Origin of the sequence: Microcoleus sp. N9_A2, from assembly GCF_036701775.1 — a bacterium.
Lineage (GTDB): Bacteria > Cyanobacteriota > Cyanobacteriia > Cyanobacteriales > Microcoleaceae > Microcoleus.
Genome location: NZ_JAUBRH010000059.1, coordinates 1 through 19,823 on the forward strand (window position 1 = coordinate 1; position 19,823 = coordinate 19,823).

The window sequence follows — 19,823 nt, forward strand, 5'->3', positions numbered from 1 at the left end:
TGTCATTGGTTTTCTCACAGGATGGTCTTGGATTTTACATTCTTTATCTCTAGCACATCTTTAAAAAAATGGTATAAGATGCAAGTTTCAGTGGAAAGTGCTGTTTAAGGACATCAGAAATTGGTGAAGTTGGCCCGCCCCTTAGGCGGAATAAGTCTGTTGCGTAGATAAGCTCCCATTACTGATGACAGGCGCACATTAAGCTGGACAGTATCTTAGGCTCTCGATCTTTTGATCGGGAAAGCCTGCATTGACAAGGTTAGTCTTCCATTGCCTGTCGGTTCTTTCATAAATCGGAGTACATCTGGAGCAAACAATGACATCAACAGTCTTAGGTATAGACATCAGTAAAAGAGACTTTCATGTCTCATTGCTGACTGAAAGTCGTGCGACTAAACCCAAAAAGTTTACTAACAATACTCAAGGGTTTGAAAGTTTACATAACTGGCTCAAACAACAAAGTGTAGTCGAGCTCCATGCTTGTATGGAAGCTACTAGCATTTTGGCGTGAAGCTTTAGCCGAATTTCTGTATGGGGCTGGGTTTCAGGTAAGTATCGTCAATCCGGCCCGGATTAAGGGGTTTGCTAAAAGCGAACTTCTGCGAACTAAAACCGACTCCGTAGATGCAGCACTGATTGCTCGTTTTTGTGCTGCGATGAAACCGGCTCTGTGGACACCAACGGCGCCCGAAGTCAAGGAATTACAAGCTTTGTTGCGACGGCTAGAATCAGTCACAGAAATGATGACGATCGAACAAAACCGTTTGGAGACAGCTACGCCAACTGTTGCTGGGCTTACCCTTGCACATTTGGAGTACCTAATCATGGCAACAAAAACTGATCAAAAAACTGATTAGCGACCATTTTGACCAACATCCACATTTAAAACAACAACGCGACCTTTTGACCTCAATTCCCGGAATTGGTGAACAGACGGCATCCGTATTGTTAGCGGAAATTCGTGATGTTTCCGATTACAACAATGCCCGTCAATTAGCCGCTTATGCTGGTTTAACTCCCTGTGAACGCAGTTCTGGGACTTCGGTTAAAGGCAAAACTCGTTTGTCCTGCACCGGAAACGTCCGACTACGAAAAGCCTTGTATCTGCCTGCGGTAGTGGCGATGCGTCACAATCCGTTACTCAAGGCCATGAGTGAGCGATTATTGGGTCGTGGCTGGCGTCAAAATGCAGGTGATTGGCGCTCTGATGAGGAAATTGGTGCATTTGGCTTTTGGGATTTTAAAGTCCCAAAAGCCTTTTGACCCTAATTATTTACTCGCTACCCCTTGACAGTTCAAGACAGTATCTACAAGTATTGTGGTTAATTTACCGAACACGATAAGACTACTGACTACTGACTATTGACTGCGGACTAATGACTAATGACTGCCTAATCGCAGCGCCAAATCTTGATCGTCTCATCCGCGCTGCCGCTGGCGAGTAAATTGCCCGAAGGTGCGATCGCCACCGAGTACACCGTACCCGAATGTCCCTTCAGACTGCTCAACAACTCCCCCGTCTGCAAATTCCAAATATTAATCGTATTATCATCGCAGCCGCTAGCCAAAGTCAAACCGTCCCCACTGATAGCAACCGAATCGCCCCGACTCACATAATTCTGCAAAATATGCAGCGCCTCATTCGTTCCTAAATTCGCTACACCCTTTCCCTTCCCAGAATTAGTATTTAAAATCCGCAACAAACTGCCGGTATGCAAATTCCGCAGCTTAATCGTATAATCATTGCTGACGCTAGCAAGAATCTGACCATCCGGCGCGATCGCCACAGAATTCACCCCAACACTCAAACCCGAAAGAGTCCGCAGTAACTTGCCACTTTCCACATCCCAAACCTTGCTCGTCGCATCCGAACTGCCGCTCGCCAAGATCTTACCATCCGGGCTAAAAACCACCGCATTCACATTGTCAGCATGACCCCTCAAAGTCCGTAGCAACTCACCAGTCCGCAAATTCCAAAGCTTAATCGCATTATCAGCCCCACCGCAGCTAGCAATTAGCTGGCTCTTCGGATTAACCGCCACCGAATTCACCTCCATAGAATGTCCCGGAAAAGTACACAATAAATCACCGTTATACAAATTCCAAAACTTAATTGTTTCGTCCGAACTGCCGCTGACCAACATTTTTCCGTCCGAGCTAATAGCCACAGAATTTACGCGATCGGAATGTCCCGTCAGAGTGCCAATTAATTCCCCTGTTTCTAACTTCCAAATCTTAATAGTTTTATCCCAACTGCCGCTAGCCAGAATTTTGCCGTCAGGGCTAATCGCCAGAGAATTCACAAAGGATGAATGTCCCGGGAGCGTATATACACACCGCCATTTCTGATGTTTTAATTTGTGAGCTAATTCCTTCACCCGCTTAGATACCGCCTCAGCTTCCTGTCTGCGTTTGAGTTCAGCCTCCTCCAAACGCTGGCGTTCCGCCCTAGCTTTCGCCTCTCGCAGCGCCAGCCGCCGCATCTCTCCCTTATAGACTATTCGCTGCTGCTCCTGAATTTCTTTAAGAGTTTCAATATACGGTTGGGCCCAATCTTTAGAAAACCATTCCTGAGCAAATTCCGCCTCTAATTTAAATAACTGAGGTTCGTGAGTAAAATCGATATTTAAATAATACAAATCAGCTAAAAAAGCCGCCAATAACTTGTGAATAGTCACAATTATTTGCCGAATAATCCGCAGGCTCAGCTTTTTGTCTTTCCCCTGCGCTTCTAACTGGTGATAAACCTCTTCCCAATTCCAAGGCTGCATCGCCACTAGAGAAACGCTCTGATTGATGACTCCCCAAAAACCAACATGAAAATTAACTTCATAATCGCTGATATCGCTGTACAGTATAGCTGTCGGTACGGGAGACAACACAGTCTGCAACCGCTCCACATCAATATCAGAAATCGATTTTTTGAAATAGTCTCCGTAAAACTGAACCGGGCACAAATCTCCCTGGGGGGGGTAGTGCTGGTTCAAAAAAGCTCTTAACTTAGCCGGCAGCTCGATATTCAGATTGTGGCGAAACGAATCGGGGCAATCTTCGCTAATTTTTGCGGGAGCAACTAACAGCAGCAATCGGTGCTGCTGCTGCTGCAAAATCTGTTCAGTTTCCTGCCTGCTCAAATTAGAAAACCAGTTGTCCCTGTCCCAAATAGTTTGAATTTCGCTCAGCTTAACTCGAATTGCTTCTGATTGAAACTCCCGCATTAAGTCGCGGCAAAGCCGACTAATTGCCCGTTTATCTCTTACTTCTTGTGCCTTAATTCGATTAGCGCGTTCTTCCTTTACCCATTCTTCTGCGTCGGCGACGGCGATTAATTCTTGTTCTCTAGCCTGCTGCCGCTGCAAATATCTCACTTGTGCTTTAATCCAGCGGGGGTCTTTTTTGATTTGCTGGTTTAAAACTGAAGAACCAGACGGCTCAATTTCTGCATAGCGTTCGTTGACAGCGCTTGCTCCCAATCTTTCTCCCAATTCAGAGGCTACAGGCTTCAACAGTTCAATTAGGGTGTCTGAGACTGGGCGGGGTAAGGACATACCAGTTAAAACTTTTTCTTAGTTAAGGACGATCGCGCGAGTCAGGCATATCTCGCTGAGGCGGGGACTCTTGGCAGGGCTATTACATTTGGGCGATCGGCCGATGGTAGTCGTAGGGCGTATCGTGCAGCCGCGCAAGTTGACCACTTTAACTCAATAATACTATTTATACACTTTACATTTTACCCCAAATCTGGCTCGAAAGCACCGAGGGAAAAGACATCAGGATATGCGATCAACCCTGAGTTCCCCCAATTTGTTTTTTTTGTTGCCTTTTGACTCGCTCTTGTCTATAATCGTACTTCACAACCCTAATTACGGTATTCCGACCTAATAACCGTACTTTTACGAGAGGAACAAATATAATGAGCCCGTGGCAACGCCTAACTCAACACCTTCACTGGCCACAACAGCCACCAGCCAGCACAAATCAATCATTTACGGCGCTGAAAAGATTTGTGTCGCTATTTTTAGTGGGAATAACTTTAAGTCTGGCCGTTGCATCCTGCGGCCAGGGAACCACCAACAATCCCGCAGCCACTCCAGGCGGTGCTAGCCCAGCAGCCAACAAAGGCAACGTAGAATTAACCCTAGTATCCTTCGCCGTCACCAAAGCCGCCCACGAAGCCATTATTCCCAAATTCGTAGAACAATGGCAAAAAGAAAAAGGCCAAACCGTCACCTTCAACCAAAGCTACGGCGGTTCCGGCTCCCAAACTCGGGCCGTAATTGACGGTTTAGAAGCAGATATCGTACACCTAGCCCTCGCCCTCGACACCGCAAAAATCGAAAAAGCCGGACTAATTCAACCTGGGTGGGAAAAAGAAGTCCCCAACGAAGGCATAGTCAGCAAATCCGTAGGAGCAATAGTTACCCGCGAAGGCAATCCCAAAGGCATCAAAACCTGGGAAGATTTAAGCAAAGACGGAGTAAAAGTGATTACTGCCGATCCCAAAACATCAGGCGTTGCCCGTTGGAATTTCCTCGCACTTTGGGGCTCGGTTGTTAAAACCGGAGGAGACGAAACCAAAGCATTAGACTTTACTAACAAAGTCTACAAAAACGTCCCGATTCTGACTAAAGATGCCCGCGAAGCCACTGATGTATTTTTCAAACAAGGGCAAGGCGACGCCTTAATTAACTACGAAAACGAGATTATTCTGGCTGGTGAGAAAGGCGAAAAACCGACTTATAGTATTCCCGAAGTCAATGTGTCGATCGACAATCCGATTGCCATTGTCGATAAAAACGTTGATAAACACGGTACTCGCGAAGTCGCCGAAGCATTTGTCAAGTTTCTCTACACCCCAGAAGCTCAGCGAGAATTTGCCAAAGTAGGCTTCCGCCCAGTAGATGCGACAGTAGCGGCGGAACCAGAATTTGTCAAAAAATATGCCCCCATCAAAACCCTATTTACAGCTCAAGACTTAGGAGGTTGGGCAGATATTCAGCAGAAATTCTTCGATGACGGAGCTGTTTTTGACAAAATCCAAGGTTCAATTAGATAGTAAAAAAATAGAATGCCCTGATCCCCGACTTCCCCGAAGTTGTCGGGGCTCTAAAAGATTCACTATTCTTGACAACTCAAAACTATTCACTTATGGCTGTATCATCTCCTACCAGCAACCCTCAATCTCCTATTCAGAATATCAAAAGGGCGATCGGCAAAATCACATTACCTTGGGGAATCACCCTAGGCTACCTCAGCTTAATGCTATTGCTCCCAGTTGCAGCAATGCTGCTGAAAGCCAGCACAGCAAACCCCGCCGAATTTTGGAAAATTGCCACAAGCCCGATCGCCCTTTCCGCCTACGATGTCACCTTCTTTACGGCATTAATTGCAGCATTAATTAACGGAGTATTCGGCACATTAATTGCCTGGGTATTAGTCCGCTACGACTTTCCCTTAAAACGGGTTGTCGATGCAGCAGTCGATTTACCTTTTGCACTGCCCACCTCCGTCGCCGGTTTAACTCTCGCCACAGTTTACAGCGATAACGGCTGGATCGGCGGGCTATTTGCACCCTTGGGAATCAAGATCTCATTTACTCGCTTGGGCGTAGGAATAGCGATGATATTTATTTCCTTGCCCTTTATCGTGCGGACTGTACAGCCAGTTTTAAAAGAAATGGAAAAAGACATAGAAGAAGCAGCTTGGTGCTTGGGTGCTTCTCAATTTCAAACCTTCTGGCGAGTAGTTTTACCGCCGCTGTTGCCGTCTATTTTAACCGGGGTTGCCCTCGGATTTTCGCGAGCGGTTGGCGAGTATGGCTCTACTGTGATTGTAGCTTCTAACATACCCTTCAAAGATTTAATCGCCCCGGTTTTAATTTTCCAAAGGTTGGAACAGTATGACTATGCAGGAGCAACAGTTATCGGCACTATCCTGTTAGCTATTTCGCTGACAATGCTGTTCGCAATAAATCTATTACAAGCATGGAGAAGACGCTATGACGGCTAATATAAATTCACCCGCTGATTACAAGTTTCCGCCCGGTGGTTCTAGTCGGAGTAAAGAGAAAGCCTGGGTAAAACCAACTTTAATCGGAATTGCGAGCGGCTATCTTGCTCTCGTCTTATTCATCCCCATGCTCAACGTTTTTTACCAAGCTTTCAGAAAGGGATTTGAGCCATTTTTGTCTAACTTAACCTCGCCAGATTTTCTGCACGCAGCGCAACTTACCCTGGTGATTTCTCTGATTGTCGTGCCTGTAAATACAGTCTTCGGTTTGTGTGCAGCCTGGGTAATTGGCCGCAATAAATTTCGGGGGCGCACGCTATTAATCAGCATTTTAGACGTGCCGTTTGCCATATCTCCCGTAGTTGCAGGTTTAATGATTGTACTGCTTTACGGTCGGGTGGGATGGTTCGGGCCGTGGCTGGAGGCTGCCAATATCAAGGTTATTTTTGCCTTCCCTGGAATGGTGCTGGCTACTGCTTTTGTTACCTTGCCTTTTGTGGCCCGCGAAGTAATTCCTGTTTTGGAAGAAGTGGGGACAGATCAAGAAGAGGCTGCGAAAACTTTGGGAGCAAATGACTGGCAAATTTTCTGGAATGTCACGCTTCCGAGTATTCGCTGGGGATTACTTTACGGAGTAATTTTGACGAATGCTAGAGCAATGGGAGAATTTGGAGCCGTCTCTGTGGTGTCGGGAAATATTGCTAAAAAAACGCAAACTTTGCCTTTGTTTGTAGAGGATGCTTACAAGCAGTACGCGACGCAAGCCGCATTTTCAGCGGCGGTAGTTCTAGGTCTTTTAGGAGTTGTTACCCTTGTACTTAAGGAGATTTTGGAACGAAAAACTAGCATTAAGGAAGTTGAGGAATAGTCAGTTGTCAGTTGTCAGTTGTCATGTCAGTTGTCAGTTGTCAGTTGTCATTGGTCTAGATAACTTGCGCACCAATATCCAAAAAACCTGGTTTTTGAATCTGGCAAATGGATTATAGCGGTTCTCACAAAAGTGAGGTATGCCCTATGCCCTATGCCATATACCCTATGCCCTATCCCGGATAGTACCTCATCTTTCTGAGAAAGGCTATAAACAGTGAAACTAAGATACGGCACTGTCAAACTACTGTAGTTGCTCGCTTCACCAATAGCTTGTTCGTGATACCTAAAGACTAAAAAAATGCCCCCGCCAGCGATAGTTCTGAAGAGCTATATTGGTGCAAAATGTAAACAGAAATAAAGATTAGGAGGTCGAAATGTTAAATCAAAACGCTAGCGGATCGGCATTTGAGCCGATCGACAATTTCAACCAAACTCAACCAGACAACCGGCACGCTCAGCCCGCAGACAGCAGACAAACTCAAACCCGCATTCGCATTCGCATTCCTAAAGAATACCATCAGGAACCTGTAATTTCTAACCTGATTTCGGAACAGGGTTTGACGGTAAATTTTAATGCAGCTTTGTTGGGTGTCAAAACTTCTGATGACGGTTGGTTTGATTTGGAACTTATCGGTACAAGTCAACAGATTGAAAGTGCTCTCATTTATCTCAACGATTTAGATGTGGAAATCTGGAGCAATTCCAATCATCCCGATGAAGAAACTTGGTGATTTGTCAGTGGTCAGTTGTCAGTGGTCAGTTGACAGTTGACAGTTGACAGTTGACAGTTCAAATAACCAGTAACCAGTAAGCTGTCGCGCATTTAAATTGTATATTCAGGGCGGGCGGAACACCTCACTGATAGTTCGATCGTTTTGTAACAGACAATTTAAATGCTGGACAGCTTACCCAATAACTCATAACTATCGATCGCCCTCAGTAATTTTTCTAATTGACATATTTTATAAAATATGGTACTAACTTTGTTTTAAAATTAAAATCTTTGTGCAGGTATCATAAAAAATTTTTGTAAAAGCCGGAACAACATCCCCCTTTCAGACTTCTAAGTAATCAAATTAAGTGATTTATTGTCGCGAATCACAAAAATGCGTTTTTGTCAACAGGGAACTTAGGTTGAACCAGGGGCGGGCGATCGACTCTATCGACACCAGAAAAAGATAGATCGCTGCTGTGCTGGGTTTGTGCTATGAATTTGATGTGTGCGTGTACCAGGAGTATTTAATTTATGAAATTTCATCAAGAACGGAAACACCAGTTACTTTTCGTAGATACAAAAGTTAAAGATTACCAAAATCTAACAGAAAGTATAAACTCTGATACAGAAGTTATTATTCTCAAGGGCGATCGGGACGGCATCAAGCAAATCGCTGAAACACTCAAACAGCGGCAAAACATTGCAGCCGTCCACATTTTGTCTCACGGCGCAGCAGCCAGCTTGCAACTGGGAACCACAGAACTCAATTTCAGCAATATTGAAAGCTACCGCAATTATTTAGAAACATGGTTTGCTTTACCAGCGGCCTCGGCAAACTCGAACTATTCAACTACAGCTAAACCCGAAATTCTGCTTTACGGTTGCAACGTTGCCGCCACAGAAGCCGGTGTGGCCTTCGTAGAAAGGCTGAGTCAGCTAACAAAAGCAAATATTGCGGCTTCGGATAATTTGACTGGTAGTGCAGCCCTGGGTGGAGACTGGGAACTAGAAGTCACTACGGGGAAAATAGAAACACCTTTGGCATTTTCCCAAGAAGCGAGAGAAGCTTATAGCGGGGTGCTAGCTGACTTAAACCAGAGTGCTGGCGACTTTGGCGCACTGCAAAATGCCATCAATGTTGCCAACATCAATGCTGGGATTGACACAATTACCCTGACTGCGGATATCACCCTCGCGGGGCTGCTGCCAAAAATTAGTGACAACACCAATATCATTGGCGGAGGTTTTGCCATCAGGGGCGGTAGTAATTTCCGCGCCTTCGTAGTTGATAGCGGTGCAAACCCAGTCAACATCTCCAACCTCACCATTGATTCTGCAAGAGCATTAGGTGGCAACGCACCAGTTGGTGGTGGTGGCGGCGCTGGCGGTTTAGGCGGCGCACTTTTTATCAATACTGGCAGCGTAATTGTTGACAGAGTGACTTTCTCGAACAACCAGGCTATCGGCGGTAACGGTACTCTTGGCAGCGGTGGCGTTGGTGGCAACAGCGACTTAAATACTGGTGTTCCTGGTGGCACTCCTGGTGCGGCCGGGATCGGTGGTGTTGGTGGTGTTCCTAATGGCGTTGGCGGCACTGGTGGCACCGCTGGTAATGGTAGCCCTGGCTTCCCTGGTGGCACTGGTGGCATTGGTGGCATTGGTGGTACTGGTGGAGCCACCACCGGTAATGGTGGGCCTGGCAGTGCTGGTGGGATTGGCGGCGCCGGAATCTTCGGCGGCGGTGGTGGTGGCGGTGGTGCTGGCGGTGCTGGCGGTGCTGCTGCTGGTGCTCCTGGCGTTGCTGGTGCTCCTGGCCTGGGCGGTGCTGGTGGTGCTGGCGGTGTTGGCGGCGGTGGCGGTGCTGGCGGTGCTGGCGGTGCTGGCGGTGTTGGCGGTGCTGGTGGCTTGGGTGGTGGCGGTGGTGCTGGTAGCACTGGTGGTGCTGCTGGTGCTGCTGGTGGCGGTGCTGGTAGCATTACTGCAGGTGGTGGCGGTGCTGGTTTGGGTGGTGCGATTTTTGTCGGTGGCGGCAGCTTGACCTTGACCAACAGCACCTTGTATAGCAATGCAGTCACGGGTGGAAATGCTGGTGATGCTACCGCAGGTGCGGGTACAGCAGCAGGCGGTGCAATTTTCGTTAACTTAGGTGCAGCAGCTACGCTGACTAACAACACGATCGCCTATAACTCTGCTACAGCGGCTACTGTTGGCGCGCCGGCTAGTCTGATTGCTAGATCCGGAGGAATTGACAACGGTGGTACTGTCACGGTCAAGAATACGATCGTCGCTGGCAACACTGCTGCTACCAACACCGATGTTACAGGAGCATTCACAGCGAACAACAACCTGATTGGACTCCTCACGGGGAGTACAGGTTTTGCGGCTACTGAGCAATTAGCAGTTCCTATCGCAAGTGTATTAGCACCAGCCGCCGCAGCCGGACTCAACGGCGCAACTGCTGCTCCTTTCACCCTTGCCCTAGTTGACAATAGCCCTGTAACTACCAGCAGCAACCCTGCCATTGGTGGAGGCGACCCAACCATAACGGCAGTGGGCGCTACTGCTTTCGACCAACGTGGCACAGGTTTCCCTCGCAAAATTGACAATACTCTCGTTGGTAAACCCATTATTGACATCGGTGCTTACGAGTACGGGCCAGTTGTTCAGGGTCAGAAATTCAACGATATCAACGGCGACGGCGTTAAAGCTGCGACAGATCCAGGTTTAGGTGGATGGACTATTACCGCAGAAACTAAGACTGCTGTTAGCTCTGCGGTTGCTGCAACTTTGGGTCAATACACCCTCACGGATACTAAGGCAAATACTGCGATCGCCGAAACGTTACAACCAGGTTGGGTACAGACTTTAGCGCCAACAGTGACCACTGGTACTGCTGATGTCTCTAACGCCGACTTCGGCAACTTCCAGAAAACATTGATCGCGGGCAAAACCTACACCGATCTCGCGGGCAATGGCTTCACGCCCGATGACACCGTATTAAACGGCATCACCGTTAACTTATACCAAGACACCAACGCCAACGGCACGCTAGAAGTCGGCACAGATACTGTTGTCGGCACAGCGCAAACGACTGCGGGAACAGGAGATTACACATTCTCGGATATAGGCCCCGGCAATTACCTGATACAAGCCACTGCCCCAGCCAACTCCAGCATCTCTTTCCCCGCTGCGGCAATTCTCGTTAGTGCCCAAAGCGGTACTCCCATCACCGGTCAAAACTTCGGCGTTTTCCAAAACATCACCGTTAGCGGCACCAAATTCACCGACCTCACAGGCAACGACTTCAGTCCCGACGATACGCCCCTGAACGGTACTACGATTCGGTTGTTCAAAGATACTAACGATAACAGCACTTTAGATAGCGGTGATGCGGAAATCGCCTCTCAAGTTACCGGAACAGCGCCAGCGGCTGCTGGCACTTATAGCTTTGCCAACGTCGGCTCTGGTCGGCAATTTGTGAGAGAAGACGTGCCGACTGGTTTCTCACAAACCGCAGGCCCGACTTTTTATCCCATTAACCCGGTCAGCGGCACAAACATTACGGCTCAAGACTTCGGCAACTTCCAGTTCGGCAAAATCGGCGGCCTCAAATTTAATGACCTCAACAAAAATGGCACCCAAGATGCGCCAGCAGAACCACCGCTAGGAGGCTGGACAATTTACTTGGATGCCAACAACAACGGCGTGCAAGACCAAGTACCAGCAGAAACAGGCACCAACGCCACCGTCACCGATGTCGCGGGTAACTACCAGTTCACCAACCTGCCAGCCGGCACTTATACAGTGCGGGAAGTGCCACAAACCGGCTGGACGCAAACTGTGCCCCCCGTCAATGCAGCCACGCCTACTCTTTCCGGCGCGTTTACGATCGCAGTCACCAGCGGCACCGACTCCCAAAACAACAACTTTGGCAACTTCAAACCCAACTCGATTAGTGGTCTGAAGTTCAATGACATCAACGACAATGGCATCCAAGATGTCCCAGCAGAAACAGGACTACCTAATTGGCAATTCTTCCTCGATACCAACGATAACGGTACTCTCGACACCGGGGAACCGAACACCCTCACCGATGCCGCCGGCAGCTACAAATTTCTAGATTTGTCAGCAGGAACCTATAAGGTGCGGGAAGTCTTGCAGCCTACTTGGACGCAAACTACCCCCGACCCGGCGGACATCACTGTCACCAGCGGTCAAGACATCGCTAATATCAACTTCGGCAACTTCCAGTCGAGCACGATCAGCGGTCAAAAATTCAATGACCTCAACAACAACGGCGTTAAGGATGCCGGAGAATTGGGGCTAGGTAACTGGCAAATATTCCTCGACAGTATCAATCCCGATGGCATCTTTGAGCAGGGCGAACCGACTACCATCACCGATGTAGCGGGCAACTACACTCTCCGAGATATACCCGCAGGTACTTACCAGGTAAGGGAAGTCCAGCAAAACGGCTGGACGCAGACGACCCCTAACCCCGCCCCCGTTACGGTTAATCCCTCCGATAACATCACGGGCATTGACTTCGGCAACTTCCTGCCCCAACCCGGGGCGATCCAAGGTCTGAAGTTCCAAGACACCAACAACAATGGTACTCAGGATGCTGGAGAACCGGGTTTACCCAATTTCCAAATTCAGTTAACCAATGTCGTAGCTGGAACTGCTCCTGATCCTGTTACTACTACCACAGACAACAGTGGCAACTACCTTTTCCCAAACCTAACGCCGGGAACCTACCGTGTCCGGGAAGTCAACCAAACTGGGTTTACCCAAAGCACACCCGAACCCGCCGATATCACCCTAACTTCGGGCGCTATTATCAGCGGCATCAACTTCGGGAACTTCCCAGCGCCGACGCCGACGCCGACTCCGCCGCCGACGCCGACTCCGCCGCCGACGCCACTGCCACCTGCACCTGTACCGACGCCTGCACCGACGCCGACACCTGCACCTGCACCGACGCCGACGCCTGCACCTGTACCGACGCCGACGCCTGCACCTGTACCGACGCCGACGCCTGCACCTGTACCGACAGATTTGGTTTGCCCTGAGAACTTCCCCAGGATCGCTACTCCCAATGATCCCGGCACTTCTTCAGCGGGTAATGCGATCAATGGCCCTAACGGCGACGATACGATCTTGGGTAGTGCCGGCAGTGACTCTATCTTCGGATTGGGCGGCAACGATTTGATATTTGGCCGAGGGGGCGGCGACTACATCAATGGCAATATAGCCAACGATACTGTCTACGGAGGCATCGATAACGATACTCTCTTCGGTGGCAAAGGCTTTGACCTGATTTTTGGCGATCGCGGTAACGATACGATTTATGGCAATCGTGGCAACGACTCTATTTCTGGCGACGAAGGCAATGACTTATTGTACGGGGGCAAAGCCGATGACGTAATTTTGGGAGGCGCTGGCGACGACGTGCTATTTGGCGATCAAGGCAATGACATTCTCTGCGGCGGCGAGGGTAACAATACCTTAATTGGCGGCAGCGGCGATGATTTGCTTTTTGCTGACACCGGCGATGACTTGCTCTTTGGCGGCATTGGCAGCGATACCCTCGTCGGCGGCAGTGGCAGCAATGGCTTTGTTTTGTCAGCGGGCGGAGGAATTGACACCATTATCAACTTCACCGCAGGAGTTGATTCGATCAACTTGGTGGGAGGCTTGGACTTCAATCAACTGTCATTGACCGAAACTAATGGCTCGACGGCGATCGGGCTTGCCAACAGCGACCAGATTTTGGCTATAGTGACGGGCGTGCAGCCGATCCAGTTATCGGCGAGCAGTTTTAGCTTGCTGGTTTAGTCCGCAGATAAAACTCGGCAGTTGCAACCGATCCGACACTTGCCTGTCGTCCCAGCAGAGACAGACTATCGGGAAGCAGAGCCTCGAAGCATTGGTTTCGAGGCTTTGCCAAAGAAGGGGAACGAATTCCGTTCCCCTTCTTTGGTCAAATTTGTTCGAGATATTTCAGCAAGTCGGCCATTTCTTGCGGACTCGGTTGAAACTGTGGCATTGGTGGGGTTTGCCCGCTGGTGACTTGCCGGATCAGATCGAATTCGGATTTGCGCTCGGACACTCCGTGCAAGTTGGGCCCGACTTGACTGTCTGAAACGGATATGTGACAACCCGCACAGTTCATTTGAAAGATGGCGGAACCCTGAAACGGGTTGCCCGTGAGGGATAGTACGCTTTTGACGTAGGGATCGGCGACTTGAAATTGACGAATTATTATACTCGCCAATATGATGGCAAGTAACACCGCGATCGCAAATATGGCAATGCGCTCGATCGGGTTTTTAATTTCATTCCTGGCAAATTGGTTATTCAAAGGAGTTCAATTAAAAATAGTATCTACAAGAAAATTTATTTCTCATAACATAGCTTAATCGTTTGCAGCGGGGAGAGCAAGCTCTCAGACCCCTGGAAGAGCGATGAATGCGAAATTTCATCTGTGTAAGTGCTGGTAATATTAAAAATAGGTTGTTAAATCTTAACGTTAAGGAGCTCTCATGGTAGAACCGCTGCTTTCAGGTATTGTTCTGGGTCTAATCTTTGTTACTCTGTCGGGGCTGTTTTTTGCTGCTTATCAGCAGTACAAGCGCGGCGATCAGTTGGGTATCAATAAGTAATATCATTTCCGGTTACACCGGAATGATGTTGACGGTTGACGGTTGACGGTTGACGGTTGACTGTTGACTGTTGACAGTGAACAGTCAACCGTCAACAGTGAACTCGAATTTACTATTCCGATGCTAACGGATTTGATATAAAAATGGCATACAGCCCCTAACTCAGGCTGTCAGGGGGAGTGGGAATGGGGAATTGGGCATGGGGCATTAATCTACCTACTGACTTCTTCCTTCTTCCTTCTTCCTTCGTTAAAGATATCGATCGAGAATAGCAGCAGTTTCCAGGCCTGTTTTTTCCCAGCTAAATAGTTTTGCTCTGGCTAAACCGAGCTCCCGCAAGTGCGATCGAACTTTGGCATCGGCTGCAAGCTCTTGCATAGCAGAGGCTATTTCCTCAACGCTGTAGGGGTTAACTAATAAGGCGCCGTCCCCCGCCACTTCTGGCATTGAAGACAGGTTAGAGGTGATGACAGGAGTGCCGCAGGCCATTGCTTCCAGCACGGGGAGCCCGAATCCTTCCCAAAGACTGGGGAAAACCAGGGCGATCGCTTGGTTGATGACTTTGGGCAAGTCGGCTGCAGGGAGGTAATCTAGGAATTTTACTCGATCGACCAATCCCAATTCTTGAACCTGCGCCTTCAGCAGGGGCGTATAGCGTTTGTCTTCCGAACCTGCTATCCACAATTCGTACTCGGAATTATGAGGCAAAGTAGCAAATGCTGCTACAACTCGCTGCACGTTTTTATAAGGATTGTGGCGACCGATATAAAGAAAATAATTGCTTGTTGGTAAGTCTAGAAAACGGAAAAAGCTGGTATCATATCCAGGGAAAATGGGCGTAATTAAATTAGTAGGAATCTTGCCAAAATTAGCGATATCTTTCGCAGTTGATTCAGAGTCGCAAATGACGTGTTGAGCCTGTCGCAGCACTTGGGGAATGTAGTAGCGGTGGTAAGGTGTCAGAGGATCGAAGCGACGGGGAAATCGCAGCGCTATCAAGTCATGTACTGTAATGATATAGCGGCAACCTGCAAATAAAGGAGCTTCGGGAATTGGGGAAAATAACAGGTTAGATTTTAGCTGTTTGTAAATTTTGGGAAGTTGGGTTTGTGTCCACAGCAATCGGTTGATGTGTCCTTTGGTTCCTTGTTCTGGTGTTAGATTGGCAGGGATTTGGTAGCAGTTACTATTGGGGAATTTTTCTGCTGTTAGTAATGTGGGATTGAGGGTTTTTAGGTGAGGAAATAGGTTTTTGGCGTAGATGGCTAAGCCGGTTGGTTTGGAAATTAGGAAGGAGAGGTTGATTAGCAGGTTGGATTGGGGATTGGGCATGGGATAATATGTAGATTGCGGTTTTTGGGTGGGATTTTTTTTATTAACCGCAGAGGGCGCAGAGGGCGCAGAGAGGAAGAGAGGGAAGATTTAAAGGTATTGTTGTAAGATGTTGGCGGTTGCTTTTCCGGTTTTGTTCCAGCTAAATTGAGATGATCTGGCTAAACTAGCATTTTTTAAGTTCGATCGCACTTTTGAATCTGTGGCTACTGTTTGCATGGCTTCGGCTATTTCTCCGACGCTGTAAGGATTGACTAATAATCCGGCATCTCCGGCTACTTCTGGCATCGATGACAGGTTGGATGTGATGACGGGTGTGCCGCAAGCCATTGCTTCTAAAATTGGTAAGCCGAATCCTTCCCAAAGTGTAGGGAAAACTAGGGCGATCGCCTGATTCATTAGTACGGGCAATTGAGAATAGGGAACGTAACCGAGAAACTTTACCAAAGATTGTAAACCTAATTCTTCAACTTGTGCTGTCAACTGCGGCGTGTAGGCATTGGGAGGCCCTGCTAGCCACAATTCGTAATTTGCGCGATCGGGCAAACTCGCAAATGCACCGATTAATCTTTCTAAGTTTTTATAAGGATCGTGTCTGCCGGTATAAAGAAAATAATTTTTGGTGGGCAAGTCGAGATATCTAAAATTAATATTATCGCAAGCTAGGGGAATGGCGGTCATTTTCTGACGCGGAATCTGGAAAAAGTTAGCAACATCTGCCGCCGTTGCTTGAGAATCGCAAATAATGTGTTCTGCTTGCCGCAAAACCTGGGGTATGTAGTAGCGAAAATAAGCTGTTAATCTAGAAAACCGTTGGGGAAATCGCAAAGGAATTAAATCGTGAACTGTGACGATGTAGCGACAGCCGGAATACAAAGGTGCTTCGGGAATGGGGGAAAACATCAGGGTGGACTGCAATTTTTGGTAAATTTTTGGTAACTCAAACTGAGTCCACAGCAGTCTGTTAATTTGTCCTTTCGGGCCGCGATTCGGTGTCAGAGTTTCTGGGATTTGATAGCAAGTATAATTTTCAATTTGCTGGGAAGCGAGTAATGTTGGTTCTAGCTGTTGCAGTTGCGGGAAAAGATTAGTGGCGTAAGTCCCGATTCCGGTTGGTTCGGGAGTTAAGAAGGACAAGTTGATTAACAGTGAATTAGACATGATTTTATGGAACAGAATTTCTCCCAATTGTAGGGGCGGGTTTTACCAACAATAATTGCTTAAAACCCATAATCTCCTAAACCCGCCCCCACCCAACAAACAATCAAAATGTACATTATTATTGATACCGTCGGGTGCGTCGCCATCAACAATCCACTTGGGAAGCAAAATCTCGCAGCGACGCACCATACAAGGCGCGGGTTTATATCGTAGGGTGCGTCGCCATCAAGCATCTACTTGCTTCGCTGGAAAATCTCGCAGCGACGCACCATACAAAGCGCGGGTTTATATACATTTTTGGCGATGTTAAATATTACACTTTATCCGCGATCGCGATCGAGCATTTGAGCTATATCGGCAGGATTTGGCAGCCGAATTGTAGCATACTCTTGGTGAATAATCTCAAAAAAACTATTGACTTTTTTATCGAAACGTGCAAGTCTAAAGTTCTGACTGCGTTGCTGTGCACCAGCTTGAAGTTCTGCTAGCAAATCAGGATTAACAATTAGTTGATGTGAATGCTGGCACAGTTCCTCAACGGTATTGAACAAAAAGCCCGATCGCCCATGTTCGATAATTTCCGGTTGGCCACCGCCGTTGAAAACGATCGGAGCACAACTATTTTGCATGGCTTCCACAGTCGCCATCCCGAAATGTTCAAATCTTTGAGGATTGACTTCCCCCAAACCGCAGCCGTGCCAAAATATGCTCGCTCTAGCATAAAGCGATTTTACCTCATCTAAGTCAGCATTGACTTTGATCTCGATCGCCCTTGAATCTTGCTTCAATAAATTCTGAACTGTCTTTAAATAAGGATTTTTCGGAATGCTACTTCCGGCTAAAATGAGCCGCCATCCTTGAAAATCTTCGGGATAATCTGCTAGCAAACAGCGGAAAGCTTTAATTAGTTCAATTTGCTTTTTTGTTCCCCCAGCTTCAAACTGTCCCACAGCCAAAATTATTTTTTCTTTCGGCACTTTAACTGTTGCCATTTCCACGGGCGGATAAAGCAGAAAAGTTGGCTGTAGGTTCCAGCGTTTCTCCAACCACTTAACAGTAAATTGACTATTGGCAATAATAAAAGTGTAGTCATCGACAGCAAAATGACGGTTGCGGAAGGTATTGGGAAAGTGGCAGAAAAATATTGAGATTGGCGACAGTGGCTTAACTTTTTCCAGTTGGTTTGCGTTGATGAAAATATCGTAGTTTTTGCTTTCTCTGGCAATTTCATCAAAGGGATTTTCCATATCTTCCACGATGATGCTGGAATCGATGCACTGCATTCCGCGTTTCTCGTAAAACGCCAAGGGCATAATTTTAATTTTGCATCCTGAAAGGTTGAGTCCGTACCACGATTCTAAGTCGGAAACAGCAACTGGTTTGTTGGCGATAAAAGTAATCTCAAATTCATTTTGTAGCAGCGAGGCGATGGTAGCGACGTATTTTTGACCGCCACCAATAAAATGTAGTCCGTGATCGTAAATGGCGATCGACATTTTGCGATCGCCCCGAACCACCTGCAATCGAGGTAAAATGCGATCGACCTTCATCCGACTGTAAATCACCGCCAGCTTTTCCGACAACTGCGGCAATACAGTTTCGATGATTTCTGGTTTCTGATAATCAAGCAGCTTTTTAATCGCTACAAATAAACTCTCGAACAGCAAATCGTACTGCTTGTTACTAAAAAAATCCGAAGTATGAATTGCTTTGACTAATTGCAACGGTTCATGTTTTGCCAAATACAAAAATCGATTGCGGTTGCAGAAATACTCGGTAAGTTTGCTTCCTTTACTCGAACCGCGATATTCGTGATGGGCGATTGCTGCGGGAGTATAAAGCATTTTCCAACCGCGTTTGTGGCAGCGTTTGGCAAACTCTACATCCTCAAAATACATCACAAAATCTTCATCTATCGGCCCGACATCTTCGAGACATTCTCTCCTAAAAAGCACCGCTGCCCAACAAAGCCCTTCGACTTCCCGTTCTGTTTCGTACTGTCCCGCATCTTTTTCGCCAAAGCCGACATCTTGCCAATAAAAATTAGGTAATTGCTGAATACCTGCGCTGTTAATTCGCCCGTCTTTAAACAACAATTTGCCGCTAGTCGCACCTACTTCTTTATTAGTTTCTAGCTTTTTTACAAGAATTTCTAACCAGCGACTCTCAAGGGTAGCATCGTTATTTAGAAAGGCGATGTATTGCCCTTTTGCTTCGCTGATGCCAAGGTTGAGGGCTTTAGCAAAGTTGTTGGCGGAGTTGACAAAAATCCGAACTTTTGGAAATAGTTCGCGCAGGGAAGTAACGGAGTCGTCTTGAGAACAATTATCAATTACAATTAAATCGAGTTGCGATTCGGGATACGCAAGTTTTTGTAGAGATTTTAAGCAATCTTTCGTGTGGCGCAGACCGTTATAGTTGACTATAATTAACGAGCATATGGGCAGTGTGGTCATCTTTGATGCTTTATTGTTGTCGATCAAGCAATTGAGCGGTAATCTTCTCTAAAATAGCAGTATGTTGCTGCTGCACTGCCTTAATTTGCTCTATTTCCGACTGAAAAGTGGCGATCGCTGTTTGTTGAGTCTCAAGCTGTGCTGTAACTTCGGGATATTCGCTGCTGAATTCCGATTCAATTTTTTTCTCTAGATTTTGTTGATTTTCTTGCAATTTTTGCAACTGTGTGCTTAATGTATGCACGACCCGGGTATTAGCGAAATTGTAAATAACTTGACGTTCGAGTACGGGCCTGAGCAATTTTCGGACTATTTTTCTAACGGCGATGACTGCGGAACCGAGTTGCCTTTGGTAAGAGGTAATGGGGATATTATAAATGTCGAAACCTGCCTTTAAAAGGGCGATGTCTTCGTCATCTTCATTGTGGGCGATCGCACTATTTTCTGTTCCCAACAGGGGCGGCTGTGCAATACCAATTCGCGGCTCCAAAGTTTGTCGCAATTTATGTATTATCTGTTGAGTTGGTATTTCTTCGTACTGCAAACTTTCCTCTCTTTTATATAACTTACTATGACTTATTATGGAACAGGCATCTTTGCTGTTTCAATCATTTT

The 19,823-nt window shown here is 47.3% G+C and carries 15 protein-coding genes; 9 read left to right on the top strand and 6 right to left on the bottom strand.

Annotated elements, in window-relative coordinates; all coding sequences use genetic code 11:
• Positions 1-316 precede the first annotated feature (316 nt).
• The 3 genes from QUA44_RS24750 to QUA44_RS24760 are packed head-to-tail and all read left to right on the top strand — an operon-like array spanning position 317 to position 1,263.
• Positions 317-511 carry an IS110 family transposase gene (locus QUA44_RS24750; protein WP_333255395.1) on the top strand — a complete coding sequence of 65 codons (195 nt, stop codon included), beginning with the start codon at positions 317-319 and terminating at the stop codon, positions 509-511.
• A complete protein-coding gene (locus QUA44_RS24755; RefSeq protein WP_333255393.1) occupies positions 477-857 on the top strand; it encodes an IS110 family transposase in 381 nt (126 codons plus the stop codon). Before QUA44_RS24750 ends, QUA44_RS24755 begins: the two co-directional genes overlap by 35 nt.
• Positions 858-903: 46 nt before the next feature.
• On the top strand, positions 904-1,263 hold the full coding sequence (locus QUA44_RS24760; protein WP_333255391.1) for an IS110 family transposase: 360 nt from the start codon (positions 904-906) through the stop codon (positions 1,261-1,263).
• 128 nt (positions 1,264-1,391) lie between these two features.
• Here QUA44_RS24760 and QUA44_RS24765 read toward each other — a convergent pair whose 3' ends face one another.
• Positions 1,392-3,548 carry a WD40 domain-containing protein gene (locus tag QUA44_RS24765; RefSeq protein ID WP_333255389.1) on the bottom strand — a complete coding sequence of 719 codons (2,157 nt, stop codon included), beginning with the start codon at positions 3,546-3,548 and terminating at the stop codon, positions 1,392-1,394.
• A gap of 365 nt (positions 3,549-3,913) precedes the next feature.
• Between QUA44_RS24765 and QUA44_RS24770 the strand changes: the two genes are divergently transcribed.
• The 5 genes from QUA44_RS24770 (at position 3,914) to QUA44_RS24790 (ending at position 13,432) form a co-directional block, all read left to right on the top strand.
• Complete coding sequence (locus tag QUA44_RS24770) at positions 3,914-5,056, top strand: sulfate ABC transporter substrate-binding protein (RefSeq protein ID WP_333255387.1); 1,143 nt, start codon at positions 3,914-3,916, stop codon at positions 5,054-5,056.
• A gap of 92 nt (positions 5,057-5,148) precedes the next feature.
• Complete coding sequence (gene cysT, locus QUA44_RS24775) at positions 5,149-6,009, top strand: sulfate ABC transporter permease subunit CysT (protein ID WP_333255385.1); 861 nt, start codon at positions 5,149-5,151, stop codon at positions 6,007-6,009.
• Positions 5,999-6,877 (top strand): sulfate ABC transporter permease subunit CysW, encoded by an 879-nt coding sequence (gene cysW, locus QUA44_RS24780; protein WP_333255383.1) that lies wholly within the window; start codon positions 5,999-6,001, stop codon positions 6,875-6,877. Before cysT ends, cysW begins: the two co-directional genes overlap by 11 nt.
• A gap of 376 nt (positions 6,878-7,253) precedes the next feature.
• A complete protein-coding gene (locus QUA44_RS24785; RefSeq protein ID WP_333255381.1) occupies positions 7,254-7,610 on the top strand; it encodes an NIL domain-containing protein in 357 nt (118 codons plus the stop codon).
• Between the two features lie 515 nt (positions 7,611-8,125).
• The gene (locus QUA44_RS24790; protein ID WP_333276749.1) at positions 8,126-13,432 is read left to right on the top strand and encodes a DUF4347 domain-containing protein; all 5,307 of its coding nucleotides are present in this window, start codon (positions 8,126-8,128) and stop codon (positions 13,430-13,432) included.
• 145 nt (positions 13,433-13,577) lie between these two features.
• Here QUA44_RS24790 and QUA44_RS24795 read toward each other — a convergent pair whose 3' ends face one another.
• Positions 13,578-13,958, bottom strand: a complete 381-nt coding sequence (locus QUA44_RS24795; RefSeq protein WP_333255377.1) for a cytochrome c — start codon at positions 13,956-13,958, stop codon at positions 13,578-13,580.
• A gap of 181 nt (positions 13,959-14,139) precedes the next feature.
• On the opposite strand from QUA44_RS24795, the gene petG reads away from it, so the two are divergent.
• The gene (gene petG / locus QUA44_RS24800; RefSeq protein WP_015174208.1) at positions 14,140-14,259 is read left to right on the top strand and encodes a cytochrome b6-f complex subunit V; all 120 of its coding nucleotides are present in this window, start codon (positions 14,140-14,142) and stop codon (positions 14,257-14,259) included.
• 249 nt (positions 14,260-14,508) lie between these two features.
• On the opposite strand, the gene QUA44_RS24805 is transcribed toward petG, so the two are convergent.
• From QUA44_RS24805 to QUA44_RS24820, 4 genes are all read right to left on the bottom strand, one after another.
• Positions 14,509-15,591 (bottom strand): glycosyltransferase family 1 protein, encoded by a 1,083-nt coding sequence (locus tag QUA44_RS24805; RefSeq protein ID WP_333255375.1) that lies wholly within the window; start codon positions 15,589-15,591, stop codon positions 14,509-14,511.
• A gap of 90 nt (positions 15,592-15,681) precedes the next feature.
• Complete coding sequence (locus tag QUA44_RS24810; protein WP_333255373.1) at positions 15,682-16,752, bottom strand: glycosyltransferase family 1 protein; 1,071 nt, start codon at positions 16,750-16,752, stop codon at positions 15,682-15,684.
• 320 nt (positions 16,753-17,072) lie between these two features.
• Positions 17,073-19,208, bottom strand: a complete 2,136-nt coding sequence (locus QUA44_RS24815) for a glycosyltransferase (protein ID WP_333255371.1) — start codon at positions 19,206-19,208, stop codon at positions 17,073-17,075.
• 10 nt (positions 19,209-19,218) lie between these two features.
• Positions 19,219-19,752 (bottom strand): hypothetical protein, encoded by a 534-nt coding sequence (locus QUA44_RS24820; RefSeq protein WP_333255370.1) that lies wholly within the window; start codon positions 19,750-19,752, stop codon positions 19,219-19,221.
• Positions 19,753-19,823 lie beyond the last annotated feature (71 nt).

Bases quoted from the DNA above. Each gene is read 5' to 3' on its own strand.
- QUA44_RS24750 (WP_333255395.1), top strand. From the start codon at position 317: ATGACATCAACAGTCTTAGGTATAGACATCAGTAAAAGAGACTTTCAT.
- QUA44_RS24755 (WP_333255393.1), top strand. From the start codon at position 477: ATGCTTGTATGGAAGCTACTAGCATTTTGGCGTGAAGCTTTAGCCGAA.
- QUA44_RS24765 (WP_333255389.1), bottom strand. From the start codon at position 3,548: ATGTCCTTACCCCGCCCAGTCTCAGACACCCTAATTGAACTGTTGAAG.
- QUA44_RS24770 (WP_333255387.1), top strand. From the start codon at position 3,914: ATGAGCCCGTGGCAACGCCTAACTCAACACCTTCACTGGCCACAACAG.
- cysT (WP_333255385.1), top strand. From the start codon at position 5,149: ATGGCTGTATCATCTCCTACCAGCAACCCTCAATCTCCTATTCAGAAT.
- cysW (WP_333255383.1), top strand. From the start codon at position 5,999: ATGACGGCTAATATAAATTCACCCGCTGATTACAAGTTTCCGCCCGGT.
- QUA44_RS24785 (WP_333255381.1), top strand. From the start codon at position 7,254: ATGTTAAATCAAAACGCTAGCGGATCGGCATTTGAGCCGATCGACAAT.
- QUA44_RS24790 (WP_333276749.1), top strand. From the start codon at position 8,126: ATGAAATTTCATCAAGAACGGAAACACCAGTTACTTTTCGTAGATACA.
- petG (WP_015174208.1), top strand. From the start codon at position 14,140: ATGGTAGAACCGCTGCTTTCAGGTATTGTTCTGGGTCTAATCTTTGTT.
- QUA44_RS24805 (WP_333255375.1), bottom strand. From the start codon at position 15,591: ATGCCCAATCCCCAATCCAACCTGCTAATCAACCTCTCCTTCCTAATT.
- QUA44_RS24810 (WP_333255373.1), bottom strand. From the start codon at position 16,752: ATGTCTAATTCACTGTTAATCAACTTGTCCTTCTTAACTCCCGAACCA.
- QUA44_RS24815 (WP_333255371.1), bottom strand. From the start codon at position 19,208: ATGACCACACTGCCCATATGCTCGTTAATTATAGTCAACTATAACGGT.